General features: G+C 39.3%; 14 protein-coding genes and 3 tRNA genes. 7 read left to right on the forward strand and 10 right to left on the reverse strand.

The window, feature by feature from the left end:
* Position 1: 1 nt before the first annotated feature.
* The 9 genes from CYCME_RS08060 to CYCME_RS08100 all read right to left on the reverse strand — a co-directional run bounded on the left by CYCME_RS08060 (position 2) and on the right by CYCME_RS08100 (position 9,011).
* A complete protein-coding gene (locus CYCME_RS08060; RefSeq protein ID WP_020932725.1) occupies positions 2-1,909 on the reverse strand; it encodes a SurA N-terminal domain-containing protein in 1,908 nt (635 codons plus the stop codon).
* 414 nt (positions 1,910-2,323) lie between these two features.
* Positions 2,324-2,400: transfer RNA gene (locus CYCME_RS08065), tRNA-Asp, on the reverse strand.
* A 4-nt stretch (positions 2,401-2,404) separates the two neighbouring features.
* Positions 2,405-2,480 (reverse strand) — tRNA-Val (locus CYCME_RS08070).
* A 17-nt stretch (positions 2,481-2,497) separates the two neighbouring features.
* Positions 2,498-2,770 carry an HU family DNA-binding protein gene (locus CYCME_RS08075; protein WP_015005755.1) on the reverse strand — a complete coding sequence of 91 codons (273 nt, stop codon included), beginning with the start codon at positions 2,768-2,770 and terminating at the stop codon, positions 2,498-2,500.
* Positions 2,771-2,988: 218 nt separating this feature from the next.
* Positions 2,989-5,400 (reverse strand): endopeptidase La, encoded by a 2,412-nt coding sequence (gene lon / locus CYCME_RS08080; RefSeq protein ID WP_015005754.1) that lies wholly within the window; start codon positions 5,398-5,400, stop codon positions 2,989-2,991.
* Positions 5,401-5,525: 125 nt separating this feature from the next.
* Positions 5,526-6,803, reverse strand: a complete 1,278-nt coding sequence (gene clpX / locus CYCME_RS08085) for an ATP-dependent Clp protease ATP-binding subunit ClpX (protein WP_020932726.1) — start codon at positions 6,801-6,803, stop codon at positions 5,526-5,528.
* A gap of 124 nt (positions 6,804-6,927) precedes the next feature.
* Positions 6,928-7,548, reverse strand: a complete 621-nt coding sequence (clpP, locus tag CYCME_RS08090) for an ATP-dependent Clp endopeptidase proteolytic subunit ClpP (protein ID WP_015005752.1) — start codon at positions 7,546-7,548, stop codon at positions 6,928-6,930.
* A 24-nt stretch (positions 7,549-7,572) separates the two neighbouring features.
* Positions 7,573-8,880: a trigger factor gene (gene tig, locus CYCME_RS08095; RefSeq protein ID WP_020932727.1), complete on the reverse strand. Its 1,308-nt coding sequence runs from the start codon at positions 8,878-8,880 to the stop codon at positions 7,573-7,575.
* A 46-nt stretch (positions 8,881-8,926) separates the two neighbouring features.
* Positions 8,927-9,011 (reverse strand) — tRNA-Leu (locus tag CYCME_RS08100).
* 96 nt (positions 9,012-9,107) lie between these two features.
* On the opposite strand from CYCME_RS08100, the gene CYCME_RS08105 reads away from it, so the two are divergent.
* From CYCME_RS08105 to CYCME_RS08120, 4 genes are all read left to right on the forward strand, one after another.
* The gene (locus CYCME_RS08105; protein ID WP_020932728.1) at positions 9,108-9,974 is read left to right on the forward strand and encodes a CPBP family intramembrane glutamic endopeptidase; all 867 of its coding nucleotides are present in this window, start codon (positions 9,108-9,110) and stop codon (positions 9,972-9,974) included.
* Between the two features lie 69 nt (positions 9,975-10,043).
* Positions 10,044-10,292 carry a FeoA family protein gene (locus CYCME_RS08110; RefSeq protein WP_016389466.1) on the forward strand — a complete coding sequence of 83 codons (249 nt, stop codon included), beginning with the start codon at positions 10,044-10,046 and terminating at the stop codon, positions 10,290-10,292.
* Positions 10,289-12,646 (forward strand): Fe(2+) transporter permease subunit FeoB, encoded by a 2,358-nt coding sequence (gene feoB / locus CYCME_RS08115; protein ID WP_020932729.1) that lies wholly within the window; start codon positions 10,289-10,291, stop codon positions 12,644-12,646. Before CYCME_RS08110 ends, feoB begins: the two co-directional genes overlap by 4 nt.
* Entirely contained in the window at positions 12,643-12,870 is a 228-nt protein-coding gene (locus tag CYCME_RS08120; RefSeq protein ID WP_015005747.1) for a FeoC-like transcriptional regulator, read from the forward strand. The genes feoB and CYCME_RS08120 overlap by 4 nt, the downstream gene beginning before the upstream one ends.
* A gap of 20 nt (positions 12,871-12,890) precedes the next feature.
* Here the strand turns inward: CYCME_RS08120 and CYCME_RS08125 are convergent, their stop codons facing one another.
* Entirely contained in the window at positions 12,891-13,919 is a 1,029-nt protein-coding gene (locus tag CYCME_RS08125) for a S1C family serine protease (RefSeq protein WP_015005746.1), read from the reverse strand.
* A gap of 415 nt (positions 13,920-14,334) precedes the next feature.
* On the opposite strand from CYCME_RS08125, the gene CYCME_RS08130 reads away from it, so the two are divergent.
* From CYCME_RS08130 to CYCME_RS08140, 3 genes are read left to right on the forward strand one after another with little or no spacing between them, the layout of a single operon-like run.
* A complete protein-coding gene (locus tag CYCME_RS08130) occupies positions 14,335-15,651 on the forward strand; it encodes an aromatic ring-hydroxylating oxygenase subunit alpha (protein WP_020932731.1) in 1,317 nt (438 codons plus the stop codon).
* A 15-nt stretch (positions 15,652-15,666) separates the two neighbouring features.
* Positions 15,667-16,215: a 3-phenylpropionate/cinnamic acid dioxygenase subunit beta gene (locus CYCME_RS08135; RefSeq protein WP_016389470.1), complete on the forward strand. Its 549-nt coding sequence runs from the start codon at positions 15,667-15,669 to the stop codon at positions 16,213-16,215.
* Between the two features lie 28 nt (positions 16,216-16,243).
* Positions 16,244-17,143 carry a VOC family protein gene (locus tag CYCME_RS08140; protein ID WP_015005742.1) on the forward strand — a complete coding sequence of 300 codons (900 nt, stop codon included), beginning with the start codon at positions 16,244-16,246 and terminating at the stop codon, positions 17,141-17,143.
* The last annotated feature ends 130 nt before the right edge of the window (positions 17,144-17,273 follow it).

A 17,273-nucleotide genomic window follows, 5' to 3' on the forward strand; every position in this document is an offset into this window, starting at 1 on the left:
CTTATTGTGCTTGATTAGCTAAAACCACGTCTGCCTCAACACTTAAATTTTCTATTGTTGCGGCCAACATTACTTCACCAGTTAAACGTGATAAAAACTGCTTAAATGTTTGGCGTGAAGTCTCTGTCATCTCTGTTGGGTCGCCATCAGTTACTTTACTCAACTCAATAATCGCAACATCGCCATTGTCTAGCGTACTTAATTTAAAAGAGGGTTTTCCCTGTGTTGGGTGAGACATACTAAACGCATCGTTTAATAATTTTACTGGAACCGATTTATCATGCCTTGTCACCGGTCCAATATCTTCAAGCAGGACATCATCTGACGTTGACAAGGTATTAATCGTTACCCCTGATGTTAGCTGAGACAGTAAATCAGCCGCTTTCTGTGTTAACAATTCATTAGCCTTATCTTTTTTAACAGACAATTCAACTCTATCTTTTACTGCAGTTAACGGCATTGTTGCCTCAGGAACATAGTCATTAATACGTAATACAACTAAATGCTCAGAGCCTATTTCAATTGCATCGCTATTATTACCCGCTAAAACATCTTCATTAAACACAGCCTGACGCACTTTAGTGCTGGCAGCAATGCCCTCATCACTAGTACGTGTAATACCCGTTTGTTGTTCAACCGTTAACCCTAATTCATCAGCGATAGGGTTTAATGAATCTGGATTTTCAAACGCTAACTCAGCAAAACGCTCTGCTAGTTGATAAAACCTTTCGCTAGCAACATTTAATTTAAACAGTTCTGTTACTGTCTCTTCTACTGCTTCGTATGGTTGCACCTTATCAGCCTCTTTTGAGACCAGCTTTATAATATGAAAGCCGTATTGAGTTTGAACTACGTTACTAACCTCGCCTTCTTCAAGAGAATCCAGCGTTTTTTCAAACTCTGCGCCCATCATACCGTCGGTGATGATGCCTAAGTCACCACCTGATTCAGCCGAACCAATATCTTCAGACAACTCTTTAGCCAAGCTTGCAAAATTTTCTCCCTTGTTAAGTCGGCTTAAAACCATGTCGGCTTTTGCTCTCTTTTCCTCTCTCTCTGCATCTGCGAGATCAGCAGTTGCTTCAATCAATATATGGCTCGCTCTTCGATGACCGGATACCGTAAATGACTGACGCTCACGTTCATAGAACGCTAACAATTCATCTTTCGACGGGGAAACCTCCGACATCAAGTCAGACAAGTTTAATGAAATATATTCAATAGATGCTTCTTCAGGTGATCTATAAAGAAGCTTATTTTGTGAATAATGTTCATTAAGCTCTTCATCTGTTACCACCACTTCATTAACCACTGAAGAAATACGCAGCAACAAATACTTAATATCCCTAGTTTGATTCGTTAAACGATGAAATTCATCTATTTCACTCTCGTCTACTAAGGTCGTACCTATAATAGAGTTTATAAATTGTTCTCGTTCAATGCTTGCACGTACCGTTTCTACAAAATCAGTGGTTGTTAAGCCTCTTGCTTGTAATAATTGCTCATAGGTTGTTTTATCAAACCGTCCGTCTTTATGAAAGGCATCTATATTAGAAATTACATCAAGAACGGCCTTGTTTGATGCGACATAGCCATCTTTATTAACTGTTTGCAAAACAAGTTGTTCTTGAATTAATCGATTCAACGACTCTTGGCGTATTGCCTCTTGATTAAATAAGTCAGCAGAGTATTGATCACCATATTGCTCTTTTAATTGAGCCACACGGTTTTGATAAGCCTGATTAACATCCGCTTGGTAAATTTTATAATCCCCTACTTCAGCGACCGCTTTTTCGGACCCACCATTGGTGTAGTTTTGTAAGCCAAACAAAGCAAATGGAATAGAGATCATTATAAGAATAACCATACCCAACCAGCCTTTAACGTGTACCCGCAATCTATCTAACATAAAAAATAATCCACATAAAAATTTAAAAAAATAGTGCTTAACAGTGCTTTCAAAAGACAATACTCTCAGTTTATATAAAACCACTGAATTAACAATTTAATGTTTATTGACAGTGGCCGCAGCATCCTAAAGGGGAATTCACTATTGCACTATATGTGAGGAAATTAAACCATATTTTAGGCTAGTGTGCGTTAGTTTGAACAAACTATCCTTTACAACAACAAGGACACTAGCCAAGAAAACGATATTAAGCGGCGTTACTGCTGGCAACTGCATTTATTAAACAACTGATAGCACTTTATAGGGGACATTTATAAACATCCTATTAATTGCATCGCGTTCTAAATTAACTCACATTTTCGATGAGCAAAAAAAAACCATTAATTTTTTCAAATTAATGGTTTTTTGTACCAATGGCGGAGTGGACGGGACTCGAACCCGCGACCCCCGGCGTGACAGGCCGGTATTCTAACCAACTGAACTACCACTCCTAAATGGTGGGTGCTGAGGGGATCGAACCCCCGACATTCGCCTTGTAAGGGCGACGCTCTCCCAGCTGAGCTAAGCACCCCAAGAACAGAAGAGGCGCTAGTTTACAGAGTCTTTTAAAGTTTTGCCAGCTTTAAATGAAGGAATTTTTGAAGCTTTAATTTGAATCGTTTCACCCGTTTGTGGATTGCGGCCTGTGCGTGCAGAACGCTCTTTTACAGAGAAGGTACCAAAGCCAATAAGTGAGATTGAGTCACCGCTTTTAAGTGCACTACTAACAGAAGAGATAGTGGCATCTAATGCGCGGCCTGCGTCAGCTTTAGTAAGTCCTGATTCTTCAGCGATTGCATTGATAAGGTCTGATTTGTTCATAAATTTTCCCCAATAGGATGATTAAATAATTTTTAAAGTTAATTTTTTTTGTTACTGGTGTTTAGAGCGGCTATATCTACCTCACTATTCACTCAACAGGAGATTTTATATCCTTTCCCCCCCACCAGTGTCAAGCTTCAGAAGGTTTTTATGACTATATTTTTTTAAAGCATACCTTCAATTAATTTACTTGCCTCAATTAAATCAAACACTTCAGCTTAATGTGCGGTTACCGTTTTATTTTTTGCAGGTTTACTTTTTTTGTCATCTTTTTTTGTTAACTTTTCACTTCCTTTCAATGGTGTCGGGGACCGTTCAAGCGCGACTTCCAGCACCTCATCAATCCAGCGGACAGGGATTATCGTTAAATTTTGTTTAATATTAGCCGGCATCTCTATTAAATCTTTTTCATTTTGGTGTGGGATTACAACCGTTGTGATTCCACCGCGAAGAGCTGCTAACAATTTTTCTTTAAGCCCACCGATCGGTAACACCTCACCTCGAAGCGTAATTTCCCCTGTCATAGCCACATCAGCTAACACAGGAATACCCGTTAAGGATGATACTAAGGCCGTACACATACCGATACCTGCACTTGGACCATCTTTAGGCGTTGCTCCTTCAGGAACATGTACATGTATATCGTTCTTTTGATAAAAATCAGCTGGAACACCTAACATTGCAGCACGACTTCTGACCACTGTTAAAGCAGCTTGAATAGATTCTTGCATAACATCACCTAACTTACCGGTAAGTGTTAACTTGCCTTTACCTTCGCTAATAGCTGATTCAATTGTTAGTAATTCACCACCAACCTCTGTCCAAGCCAAGCCAGTTACTTGCCCAATTTGATTAGTTTCTTCGGCTTTACCAAAGTCAAATCGCCTAACCCCTAAGTATTTACTAAGGTTACGCGATGTAACATTGATTCGCTTCTTAGGTTTGCTCAGTAAAATGTCTCTCACTACTTTTCGACAAATTTTAGACATTTCTCTGTCGATATTTCTAACTCCAGCCTCACGCGTATAATAACGCACCGTATCTCTAATCGCTGATTGGCTTACATGCAATTCCGACTCTTTCAAACCATTATTTTTTAATTGTTTGGTAATGAGGTAGTTCTCCGTGATGTTAATTTTCTCATCTTCAGTATAACCAGCGAGGTTAATCACTTCCATACGGTCCAACAGGGGACCCGGTATATTCATGCTATTTGCAGTCGCGACAAACATAACATCAGACAAATCAAAATCCACTTCTAAGTAATGATCGTTAAACGTACTGTTTTGTTCTGGATCAAGCACCTCAAGTAAAGCAGAAGCAGGGTCGCCTCTGAAATCCATTGCCATTTTGTCTATTTCATCAAGCAAGAATAAAGGGTTTTTTGTTTCAACTTTTGATAAGTTTTGTAAAATTTTACCTGGCATTGAACCAATGTATGTACGACGATGCCCACGTATTTCAGCTTCATCTCGCACACCACCTAAAGACATTCTTACAAACTTACGGTTCGTCGCACGAGCAATAGATTGCCCCAAGGATGTTTTACCAACACCTGGAGGCCCAACCAAGCAAAGAATTGGCCCTTTCATGTTTTTAACCCGTTGTTGAACAGCCAAGTACTCTAAAATTCTTTCTTTTACTTTCTCTAGCCCATAATGGTCAGCATCAAGCACTTTTTGTGCGGCAGCGAGATCATGCCTAATACGCGTACGTTTTTTCCACGGCACATTAACCATACAATCAATGTAATTACGTATAACACTGGCTTCAGCTGACATCGGGGACATCATTTTTAACTTGCTCAGTTCTGATTCAGCTTTTTCTTTTGCTTCTTTTGACATCCCTGCATCAGCTATTTTCTTTTCGAGTTCATCTATTTCATTTGAACCTTCTTCCATGTCACCCAATTCATTTTGAATGGCCTTCATTTGCTCACTCAAATAATACTCGCGCTGATTCTTTTCCATTTGTTGCTTAACCCGGCTACGGATTTGTTTTTCCATTTCCAGAATATCAACTTCACCTTCCATCAATAACAGCAAATGTTCTAAACGTTCGCGAAGGTTATATGTTTCCAATATTTTTTGTTTTTCTTCAACTTTCAACACCATGTGCGCTGACATAGTATCTGCAAGACGGCCAGAGTCTTCAATACCAGATAATGAGGTTAATACTTCAGGTGGTACTTTTTTATTTAACTTCACATAGCTTTCAAAGGCGGAACTAACGGTCCTAATTAGCACATCCATTTCTTGCTCTTCAAGGTCTACGGCATCTTCCAGCAAACTAACATCTGCACCAAACAATTTTTCATTGGTATAAATCTTATCAATATTAACTCGCTGCTCACCTTCCACTAAAACCTTTACCGTTCCATCAGGTAACTTAAGGAGCTGCAAAATAGTGGCTAAGGTACCGACTTGATAAAGGTCACCCTCTTTGGGATCATCGTTATCTGGGTTTTTTTGCGCAACTAGAACAATTTTTTTATTATCTTCCATCGCAAAATCAATCGCCTGTATTGATCGATCACGACCAACGAAAAGCGGAATCACCATATGTGGGTAAACAACCACATCTCTCAGCGGAAGAATTGGTAAGTTTGTTAGATCTAGTTTTTCGTTCATTAGTTACCGCCTTAAAGAATTAAATTTAGTATTAGTAAGAATATCAGGGCACCGAACATTATTTTCAAGCCATAACTCATAAAAAAAGGCGCTTAAAGCGCCTTTTTTTCTCTTTGAAGTCTATTTTATTCCGATGATGCTACTTTTTTATCATTTTCATAAATAAACATAGGGTCAGACTCACCCCGAATAACCTTATCATCAATAACAACTTTACAAACATTATCTAGCGAAGGTAAGTCATACATTGTGTCTAGTAATACATGTTCTAAAATTGTCCTTAAACCACGAGCACCTGTTTTACGAGCCATCGCTTTCTTTGCGACCTCTCTTAAGGCTTCTTCTCTAAATTCAAGTTCAACCCCTTCCATTTCGAAAAGCCTTACATATTGTTTTGTTAATGCATTTTTAGGTTCACTGAGTATTTGAATTAATGCATCTTCATCTAGCTCTTCAAGCGTTGCTACAACAGGTAACCTGCCAACAAATTCTGGAATCAAACCATATTTAACAAGATCTTCCGGCTCAACATTTTGCAAAACATCACTAACATCTGGCGCTTCATTCTCGCTTACTACTTCAGCTGAGAAACCGATGCCGACATTTTTTTGAGAACGATCTTTAATAACCTTATCTAAACCGGCAAACGCACCACCAACAATAAACAAGATGTTACTGGTATCTACTTGTAAAAATTCTTGCTGTGGATGTTTTCTTCCACCTTGTGGAGGGACTGAAGCAACTGTTCCTTCAATTAATTTTAACAATGCTTGTTGGACACCTTCACCAGAAACATCACGTGTTAAAGACGGGTTGTCCGACTTCCGTGAGATCTTATCTATTTCATCAATGTACACGATGCCGTTTTGAGCTTTATCGACATCAAAATCACATTTTTGTAAGATTTTTTGAATAATGTTTTCGACATCCTCTCCAACATAACCCGCTTCAGTTAACGTCGTAGCATCAGCAATGGTAAAAGGAACATTTAACATTCTTGCTAATGTTTCAGCCAATAATGTTTTGCCTGAGCCAGTGGGGCCAATTAACAATACATTACTTTTTGCCAACTCAACATCATCAACACCTTTTGAGGCATTTAGACGCTTATAGTGGTTATAGACTGAAACTGATAAGATTTTTTTGGCCTGTTGCTGGCCTACCACATACTTATCTAAGGATTCTTTGATTTCAGAGGGTTTAGGTAATTTATCACCTGCGCCTGTCGCTTCATTCTCTTGAAGCTCCTCTTTAATAATATCGTTACAAAGCTCTACACACTCATCGCAAACAAAAACAGAAGGGCCTGCAATTAACTTTCTAACTTCATGCTGATTCTTTCCACAAAACGAGCAAATCAAAAGCTTACTATCATTCTCGCCATTGTCTTTATCATCACTCATACAAACCTCTTTTCTTTAACACTCATTATTAGGATTGACTGTTTCATTACACTTAATCTTTAGTTACATGCTATATACAGTATGCTAAAGATTATAAATCTGTCCAGTCCAAGCGCTAACTATTCTACTCTTCTATATTACGTGTTTTTAATACTTGGTCAATCAGGCCGTATTCAACGGCTTGTTGACTACCCATAAAGTTATCTCTATCGGTATCACCCTGAATAACATCTAATGGCTGGCCTGTATGTGAAGCCATAATTTTGTTTAAACGATCACGGATTAATAGAATTTCCTTCGCATGAATATCAATATCAGATGCTTGACCCTGAAAACCACCCAGCGGTTGGTGAATCATCATTCTTGAGTGTGGTAAAGCGAATCGTTTACCTTCAGCACCACCTGTCAACAATAATGCACCCATGCTGGCTGCTTGACCGATACACATAGTACTAACATCTGGTTTGATAAACTGCATCGTGTCATAGATAGACATACCTGCTGTGACTGAACCACCTGGTGAATTAATATATAGGTGGATATCTTTATCAGGGTTTTCAGACTCTAAAAATAGCATCTGAGCAACAATCAAATTAGCCATATGGTCTTCCACTTGGCCTACTAAGAAAATAACCCGTTCTTTAAGGAGTCTAGAGTAAATATCGTATGAACGTTCGCCACGTGCAGTCTGCTCAACCACCATCGGAACTAATCCAAGTGCTTGCGCCTCTAGTTTATTTTGCATCTTAACTCCCTTATTATCTGTCATTTATCCAGTTGCTTGAGTAGGTGCCATTAGCTCATCAAACGTTAACTGAGTTTCTGTTATTTTAGCCTTTTCTAACACCCAATCAACCAATTGGTCTTCTAATACAACGCTTTCAACTTTATTGCGCTCTTCTGGGTTAGAGTTATACCAATTGATAACTTCTTCAGGCGATTGATACATTTGAGCAAACTCTTCAATTCGTGCTTGTACTTTTTCAGCATCCGCTTTGATATCATTTTGCTTGATCATTTCAGACAATAGCAAGCCTAATTTAACGCGTTTAGCTGCTTGATCTTTAAAAAGCTCTTTTGGTAAATCCGGCTGTGCTGGTTGACCTGCCTGAGCTGCTTTTTCATTTAGCGAAGCAAGCATTTGATTAATTTCATTATCAACAAGTGCTTCTGGCACAGACACTTCATTGTTTTCAACAATTGCATCCATGACAATTTCTTTACGTTTAGTTGCTAATGCACGAGTTAACTCACCGCCCATATTTTTAGCAAGGTCTGCTCTAAAGTCAGCCACATCACCACTTTCCAAACCAAATTCCTTAATAAACTCTTCACTTATTTCAGGTAATTCGCTCTTTTCAACCTTATCCACTTCTACATCAAAAACCCCAACCTTGCCGGCAAAGTCAGCTTGTTGATAGTCTTCAGGAAAAGTCACTTCAAAACTTAATTTCTCACCAGTTTTCACGCCTTTTAAGTTTTCTTCAAACCCAGGTATCATGCTTTTTGAGCCAAGAACAACAGGGAAACCTTTAATAGGCTCTTCCGAGATAGGCTTATCACCTACTTTACCTTCAAAACTAACTGTTACTTGGTTACCGTCTTTAGCTTTGGTCTTAACTTCTTTCCAGCTTGCTTTTTGTTTTTGCAGCTTTTCAACCATATTATCTATATCAGACTCTGCAATTTCCACTACTGGGCTATTCAGTGATAAGTCTTCAACTGGGTTAACTGTAATCTCTGGATAGACTTCAAAGCTTGCTGAGAACTCATACCCTTCAACCTCAGTTTCATTAGCTTTAATAACAGGCGCACTGGCTGGGTTTAGCTTTTCTTCCATAATTGCTTTATAAAAAAAGCTTTGTGTTAACTCTGATAACGCTTCAGCGCGCACACTTGCGCCAAATTTCTTTTTGATAACGCTCATAGGAACCTTACCAGGTCTAAATCCATCAATCCGTGCGTTTCGTTTCACATCGTCATAACGCTTATTGATCGCCGTATCGACCTCTTCTTGAGGGACAACGATTGTTAATGTTTTTTTAATATCAGAAATAGATTCAACAGAAACCTGCATAATTATTCTCTAGTGTAGTTTATTGATGATTGTTCAAAAAAATAGATGGTGCGAAAGGAGAGACTCGAACTCTCACATCTTACGATACTGGAACCTAAATCCAGCGCGTCTACCAATTCCGCCACTTTCGCATTTTGGTTGGAAATAATGTGCGGTATCATACCGACTCTTTCAACATTTTTGCACTCCTTTTTGAATACAATTTTACTTAAATGTAAAAAAACCATATGAAAGCTACCATATTTTTTGTTTTTTACTTCTTAACAGCCTCTGTTTTGGCTGCTTTAATCGCCTATCCATTATTTTTAGCGTTTGGCACAAATGAATATCGTTTTGAAAAATGGGTTACGCGCGCCGCCCTTTTATTTTTAATCTTAGGACTGATTCCATGTTTTAAGTTTTTTAAATTGAGTTTAAACGCCATTGGACACGATAATACCTATAGCAACTTCTTTAAAAAAACTTCATTTGGCTTTATTTCTGGTCTGTTAATTCTTGGCGTTGTTGTGTTTACGCTGATCGTTCTTGATATTAGAGTACTGTCAGAAGATGCTCAATTCACATGGAAACTTGTTTCTAAAGCATTATTAGCCGGAATCGTCGTTGCTTTAATAGAGGAAACCTTATTTAGAGGGCTATTCTTCAAGCTAAGCCAACAATGGCACAACGGTTTTACGGCGGTTGTTGTTAGTAGTTTTTTTTATGCCATTTTGCACTTTATTAAACCCATTGAACATATTGATCAAAACCTTTTATATATAGGCACTGGTTTTGAAGTTATCGTTAATGCATTTAAAGCAGTTGCATTTATGCCGCTTGATGACTTTCTAGCGCTTTTTGTTGTTGGCGCTTTCCTTGCCCTAGTTCGTCTTCAGACACGTACTCTTGCTTATTGCATTGGTCTACATGCTAGCTGGGTTTTCCTCATAAAAATAACTAAAGAACTCACTGACCATAACTCCGCATCAAGCTGGACTTACTTAACTGGGCAATACGATGGCATAATTGGTATTCTTAGTTTTATTTGGATTAGCGTAATCATTTTTGCTTACCTGATCTATGTCATTAAACCTAAGTATCAACCGCATTCTTAATTCCACATCCTTGACATGACTCAATCATAGATTAGAATGGGAATCATTATCATTAACGTTTGAGATCACATGTCAAATAACCAGGCATTAAACCAGTACGCTACTCTTGCTGATATTGAAATTGGCCAGGAAGTAATGCTGTGTAAAAATCAAATGGCTCATTCGTTAGAAAAAAAATTGCTAACGCTAGGCTTTTCTAAATTAATTCCCCTTCAGGTTACTCAAAGAAGCAAAGGTGGAATTATTGTCAGTATTGGAAATACTCGTATCGCTCTGAATGAAACCCTCGCAAAACAAGTAGTAATAGAAACATTATGACCAAGCAATGTTGCGAAGAAAATATGCCCGTACGCCCCTCTAATAAAAGCCCTGTCATTGCCGTTATTGGCAACCCTAACTGCGGAAAATCAACATTATTTAATGTTATTACAGGCATTAAACAAAAAACGGGGAACTGGCCTGGCGTTACAGTGGACCGTCGTGAAGGGCTTACTAAAGTTAACAACCAAGAGCTTGTTTTGGTCGACTTACCAGGTGTTTATGCGCTTGATAGTGACCGCGAGGCTCTTGATGAACAAATAGCTCGCCAATATATTTTATCCGAAGAGGCTGATGCACTTTTAATTGTTGCAGATGCAGCCAATCTAGAACGCAGCCTGTTCCTTACCAGTCAATTACTTGAAACCGGCATTCCAGCTGTACTTGCGTTAAACATGATGGATGTTGCCAAATCTCGTGGCATGAACATCGACCTAGAGGCTTTATCTAACGCTCTTGGCTGCCCTGTTTTTCCTATTGTTGCACGTAAAAACCAAGGAATCACCTCACTTTTAGAAAGCATATTAACGGTAATTGATGAGCAGCCTAAGCATCACTTAAACATTGAATACCCGACTGCCGTTACCTCAGCTCTTGATGAAATTATTCCGACGTTAAATACACAACGCAACTCCCCATTTATTCTACGATGGCATGCGCTTCAATGCTTAGAGGGGTACTTCTCCCCCACTACAACACAGCAAACCGAAGAAATTTGTGCTAGCCGACAGCTCTATATAAAAGATTCAACTGGAGAAGATGCAGATACTCTTATTGCTGCCAGCCGCTATGAATTTGCACATCAGCTAACCTCACAGGTAGTCAAGCAAGTCAAAAATATTCAACAAACATGGTCTGACCGAGTAGACAAAGTCATTCTTAGTGACTATCTCGGCTTACCTATCTTCTTTTTAGCCATCTACTTAATGTTCAGTATAACCATTAACTTTGGTGGCGCTTTTATTGATTTCTTTGACATTACCGCCAGCGCGCTGTTTGTTGATGGATTTAAAATTCAACTCCAGAATTTGGATTTTCCCAATTGGTTTCAAGTCTTACTCGCTGATGGTTTAGGCGGTGGTATCCAAGTTGTTGCTACCTTTATCCCCATCATCGCGACTCTCTATTTCTGTTTATCTATACTCGAAGACTCCGGCTATATGGCCAGAGCTGCCTTTGTTATGGATCGTTTTATGCGTAAGCTTGGACTACCCGGCAAAGCTTTTGTGCCATTAATTATTGGCTTTGGTTGCAACGTCCCATCCATCATGGCTACACGTACCCTAGAAAAGCAACGTGACCGCATTATGACGGTGATGATGGCGCCGTTTATGTCGTGTGGTGCACGGTTATCTGTATATGCCTTGTTTGCTGCAGCTTTTTTTCCTCAATCTGGGCAAAATATTGTTTTCTTACTATATCTATTAGGTATTGCAGCGGCTATTTTTACCGCACTGTTACTAAAAAGCAGCGTGCTTGAGGGTGAATCTGATAGTTTTCTCATTGAACTCCCCCCTTACCACCGACCAGCCATCAAAAGCTTACTAATCCACACTTGGGAACGCCTAAAGGGTTTTGTATTAGAGGCTGGCAAATTTATCGTCATGATGGTCATGGTGATCAATATTCTTAATTCCGTTGGCACTGATGGCAGTTTTGGTAATGAAAACAGTTCAAAATCAGTCTTGAGTGAAGTCAGTAAAACATTCACACCTGCCTTTGAACCGATGGGAATCCAAGAAGAAAATTGGCCCGCCATCGTTGGTATTTTTAGTGGCTTACTCGCTAAAGAAGTGGTTGTTGGAACACTCGATGCAGTTTATTCAAATATTGAAGGCAACACCGACGATAACGACGAAAACTTTAGCCTTAAAAATAAGTTCTCAGAAGCTGTGACAACAACTAAAGATAATTTAAATGATGCGTTCCAAAACATGGGCGACCCGCTTGGTTTAAGGACACTTGATGCCAACGACAATCTTGATGAAGCCGCAACTGAGCAAGAAGTTAGCTCAGCTCTCTTTGGCACCTTGGTGAAATATTTTGATGGCAAAATTGGTGCCTTTAGTTATCTACTCTTTATTCTTTTATATGTCCCTTGTGTTGCTGCGATTGCCGCCGTTAAACGTGAAACAGGAACACGTTGGGCCTTATTTTCTATTTTCTGGAGCCTTTATTTGGCATACAGCATGGCGACTTCTTTCTATCAAATTGCGAACTTTTCAAGCCATCCAACACAAACACTGATTTGGTTATGTGTATTCATTGCTGGCTTTCTAGGAATATGGCTTACGCTTCGCCAACTTGGCCAGAAATTACTCGCTGTTGAACCAACACTGATTAAAGACGCATGATTTTATTAGAGGTCCGTGATTACTTACAAGCCGCACGAAGCGCTCCTGTTCGTGATTTGGCCTTACATTTCAAAATCTCTCAAGATGACGCCAAATCAATGCTCGAACACTGGGTAAAAAAAGGTTATGCAAAAAAACTTCCAGCTGGCTCACTTTGCCAAGGTGGTTGTAGAAGTTGTGACCCCGAGACAATAGATATCTATGAATGGACTGGCCCTCGCTAATCTTAATAAATACCTTTTATTTAATTATTTAAATACTCAGCAAAATTTTTCCTAACCTTAGCAATTGGAATCGAAACGCCAAACCCAGTCTTTAACGCAGACCCTTTTGCTACTTTGATGGTATTAACTGCCACCACATAGCCATCATCGGTTATCAATGGCCCACCACTGTTACCCGGTAAAATCTGTGCGTCAGTGACTATTTGGTTTTGCAACACCTGCGTTACCGTCCCATCTGTTAACTGATCACGTAACCCCAAGGGGCTTCCAATTGCATGAACGGTTGTACCCTGTACGACTGAGCCAGGTGCCATTTCTAAGTAAGGCGCTTTACAGGCATTTACTTTCAGCAAAGCCAAGTCATCTGTCGACGCCACCTTAATTAGCTTGGCTCTTGCTTTAGTATTATCTTTTAAAACAATATCAAATGACTGAGCAACATTTGACACCGCGCTAGAGAAGTTAAAGTCAGATTTTTGTCGATTAAAGATGTCCTCATCCAAGCTCAGGCGCCTCTGCGTTTCATTCAGTTGTTGCAGGTCTTGCTGATATTGCTGCTCATAAAGCGCGTACTCGCGTAACGCGATTTGTTTTTCTTTGTCTGATCTCAAACCGTCTATATATATTCGAAAATCATCGAGTTTTTGCTTATTAATAAAGAGCCGCTCTTTTTGTTGATTAAGCCGTATTTTATTACTATTAAATATTAAACTATTTTTTTTGATCTTTGCCTGCGTCGCATCCCATTGCTTACCTTTAGCGGGGCGAACCACATGCTTATTCGTCACTAAATAACAATCCTCGGTTACAAAAAAGCCAGATCCAGAACCAAGTTTACTTTTAACAGTAACAACAGCCTTCGTTGCTTGCTGAACAGGATTAGTCAATGGGTATTTACTATTTAGCAGCGTTATAAAATCATTCGACCTCTCGACAGAGGCGGTTGAATTTTTATATGCGCGAACCTCGGTAGCCCCATCCTCATTGATAGGCGAATCAGAAAACTGCCAATGCCCATCTTTATCCTTATATTTAAATATTTCCGCCACACAAGTGCTTGGAATATAAAGTAAGCAGACTGTTATTAAGGTGATTATAAAACGCATAATTTATATCAGTGTAAACACTGCCCTCATGGTCGTATCAGTGATCATTTGACCTTAAAAAAATCCCCTTGTCGATAAAGAAAATCTAGCTCAAATTTTAAATTTATTATCGGTCTCAATGGTTAGCATCAATTATTCAAAGGCTTTCAGGCCCTTCTCATCCTGCTTTTTCAACAAGTTTTATTGTGTAAATACTTAATAGTAGAACTTGCTTTAGTAGGGTTTCCTTCTTTTTATTTTCCTGATCTACATCAGAGTAGTTATAGGCATTAAACATTAGAATTTGCGCCACAGTAAAAACAAATATTACTTGAAAGCAACTGTATTTTATAACTCGTCACTTAGGAGAACCTACTTTATGACTAATAATACCGACTACCATCAATTTATTGATAATGACGAAGGCTGGGTCGACCGCCGTATTTTTTGGGAAGAAGAAATTTATGAGCAAGAATTAAAACAAATTTTTGCTAAATCATGGCAATTCATCGCTCATGACTCAATGATTCCCAATGCTAATGATTTCTATACCACTTATATGGGCGAAGATGGTGTTATTGGGGCGCGACAAAAAGATGGTAGCGTCAAAGTTTTTTTAAACTCATGCCCACACCGTGGAAACAAATTCTGTTTTGCAGACGAAGGCAATGCTCGCTCTTTTATATGTAATTACCATGGCTGGAGTTTTGGTATTGACGGCAAGCTAGGCGCTTTAGCGAACGAGCATGTTTATGATGAAGGCGATATTGATAAAGAAAAATGGAGCCCAAAACAAGCGCGTGTTGAAACCTATAAGGGCTTAATATTTGCGACATTTGACCAAGATGCACCTTCGCTGGATGAGTGGCTCGGTGATTTTCGTTGGTACTTAGACATGATGTTTGACAACGATGGAGAAACAGAATTCATTGATGGCGGCATTAAATCATATGTTAATGCCAACTGGAAATTTGGCGTAGAAAACTTTGTTGGTGATGCTTACCATGCGCTTTGGAATCATGATTCCGGTCTTAAAGCCATGAATAAAGGTGAAGGCTTTGGCCCAGCGGTTACCGAAAACTCTTATCACGCTAGTGTTAACGGACATGGCTGGGAGTTTGGAACCGATGGCTACGCAGATGTAGTGATTGGTGGGTCTGAAAAGTGGCTTAATTATGTCAGAGACATCATTAAACCTAAAATTAAAGAGAAATATGGTGAGCTTCGCTCCAATATATTTGGTTCATTAGCCTCCGTTTCATTATTTCCCAATATTTCATTTTTACCTGGCATTCAAACATTTCGTGTTTGGTTACCTAGAGGGCCTAAAAAGTTAGAACTACGTGTTTTCACCATTGTTAATAAAAACATGCCCGAAGAGATCAAACAAGAAATTAATAATGCTTGCATGATGACCTTTAACCCAGCCGGTGTTCTTGAGATGGACGATGGGGAAAACTGGGAAGGCAATACACAGGTCAATAAGGGTTATTTAACTCGCCAAGAAAAACTTCATTATGGCTGCGGTATTACCCGAGAAATTGAGCACGAAGAGCTACCGGGCATCATTTACAAAGGCCAGTTTAACGACGCCAATCAACGACATTTCTATACCCGCTGGGCTGACTTGATGAATGCTGATTCATGGAATGACGTACCAACACGTTACAGACCCCGTCATACAAAAAACAACTAAATAGGAGCTAGGTCGATGACAAATTTATCAGAAAAAACAGCAGCAGTAGCAGCACCAGTACCGGCCTCTATGGAGCTTACTTTTGAGGTTGAGCAGTTTTTGTATAAAGAAGCTCGTTTACTAGATACCGAAGAATTTCATGCTTGGTTGGGTATCCTAACCGACGATATTCACTACTGGATGCCTTATCGTTATCAGCGCTATCGTAAAAACCATGTAGAACCAACCGTGAAGGGTATGGCTTATTACAATGATGATATGCATAACTTAAAAAGGCGAGTTCTACGAAATGATACCGGAACGTGTTGGTCTGAAGACCCAGCCACACGCTCTTCTCATGTTATCAGCAATATCGAGGTTGAACATACAAAGAATCCAGATGAGTACAAAGTGTATTCATTAACAACGGTCAACCGAAATATGAATGAAGATGAAGAACACCTAATGGTTGGACATCGTACTGATATTTTACGTCGCGTTGATGGGCAATTAAAACTGGCCAAACGTAAAATTATTTTGGATCAAAACATCTTTATGAACAAAAGTTTAAACGTATTTTTATAAACATCTTTAAGCTTAACGAGGAGAGAAAATGGTAAAGGTAATAGAACTAGGTTATTTAGGTCTTAATGTCACTGACGCTGCTGCTTGGCGGAAATACGCGACAGAATGCATTGGTCTTCAAATTGTTGAAAGTGGTCAAGATGACCGCTTTCATCTAAGAATGGACCTTCAGCATCATCGTATTACTGTTCATGAAACAGCTGATTGTGATGATTTAGCTTATATGGGCTGGCGTGTCGCTGGGCAAGAAGAATTCAAAGCCATGCAAAAACAACTAACAGATGCTGGCGTTGATTTTCAAGTTGGAACGCCTGAAGAAGCGCGTGAGCGTCATGTATTGGCGCTGATAAAACTTAAAGATCCATCAGGCACAGCGAATGAAATTTATTACAGCCCTCAAGTAGATGTTATGAAACCCTTTCACCCGGGACGCCCATTATTTGGCAACTTTATTGCTGGCGACCAAGGGTTAGGTCACGTACTTGTACGTTCAGATAACGATGAAGAAACGTATAACTTCTATAAATTATTAGGCTTAGTTGGCTCGGTAGAGTATAGAATTCCAATGCCCGATGGTAACTTTGCTGAGCCTTGCTTTATGCACTGTAACAGCCGTCAACATTCCATTGCTTTTGGTTTCCATGGCATGGTTGAGCGGCTAAACCACCTTCATATCCAATACAGTCACTTAGACGATTTTGGCCAATCTCACGATATTATTCGCAACCAAGGTATTGATGTTGCTATGCAGTTAGGTAAACATGCTAATGATCAACTGTATACCTTCTATTCAGCTACTCCTTCTGGTTGGTTGATGGAACTGGGTTGGGGTGATTATGTTAAACCAGAAACTCAAGAGCATTATGCTGGTGACATTTTTGGTCATGGTGTAGAAGCGTCTGGTTATGGTATGGATATTGATATATAACAAGGCACTATATTCAGGCCATCACTGATTAGCACTTACTGAACTTTGGTAGTTTCAGTGTAAAGAACGCCCACTGAAGTGGGCGTTCTTTTTAAATAGCATAGGCATTAAAAAAACTACCTCTTTTAAT

It is taken from the genome of Cycloclasticus zancles 78-ME, from assembly GCF_000442595.1.
GTDB classification, from domain to species: domain Bacteria; phylum Pseudomonadota; class Gammaproteobacteria; order Methylococcales; family Cycloclasticaceae; genus Cycloclasticus; species Cycloclasticus pugetii.

Bases quoted from the DNA above. Each gene is read 5' to 3' on its own strand.
- CYCME_RS08060 (WP_020932725.1), bottom strand. From the start codon at position 1,909: ATGTTAGATAGATTGCGGGTACACGTTAAAGGCTGGTTGGGTATGGTT.
- CYCME_RS08075 (WP_015005755.1), bottom strand. From the start codon at position 2,770: ATGAACAAATCAGACCTTATCAATGCAATCGCTGAAGAATCAGGACTT.
- lon (WP_015005754.1), bottom strand. From the start codon at position 5,400: ATGAACGAAAAACTAGATCTAACAAACTTACCAATTCTTCCGCTGAGA.
- clpX (WP_020932726.1), bottom strand. From the start codon at position 6,803: ATGAGTGATGATAAAGACAATGGCGAGAATGATAGTAAGCTTTTGATT.
- clpP (WP_015005752.1), bottom strand. From the start codon at position 7,548: ATGCAAAATAAACTAGAGGCGCAAGCACTTGGATTAGTTCCGATGGTG.
- tig (WP_020932727.1), bottom strand. From the start codon at position 8,880: ATGCAGGTTTCTGTTGAATCTATTTCTGATATTAAAAAAACATTAACA.
- CYCME_RS08105 (WP_020932728.1), top strand. From the start codon at position 9,108: ATGAAAGCTACCATATTTTTTGTTTTTTACTTCTTAACAGCCTCTGTT.
- CYCME_RS08110 (WP_016389466.1), top strand. From the start codon at position 10,044: ATGTCAAATAACCAGGCATTAAACCAGTACGCTACTCTTGCTGATATT.
- feoB (WP_020932729.1), top strand. From the start codon at position 10,289: ATGACCAAGCAATGTTGCGAAGAAAATATGCCCGTACGCCCCTCTAAT.
- CYCME_RS08120 (WP_015005747.1), top strand. From the start codon at position 12,643: ATGATTTTATTAGAGGTCCGTGATTACTTACAAGCCGCACGAAGCGCT.
- CYCME_RS08130 (WP_020932731.1), top strand. From the start codon at position 14,335: ATGACTAATAATACCGACTACCATCAATTTATTGATAATGACGAAGGC.
- CYCME_RS08135 (WP_016389470.1), top strand. From the start codon at position 15,667: ATGACAAATTTATCAGAAAAAACAGCAGCAGTAGCAGCACCAGTACCG.
- CYCME_RS08140 (WP_015005742.1), top strand. From the start codon at position 16,244: ATGGTAAAGGTAATAGAACTAGGTTATTTAGGTCTTAATGTCACTGAC.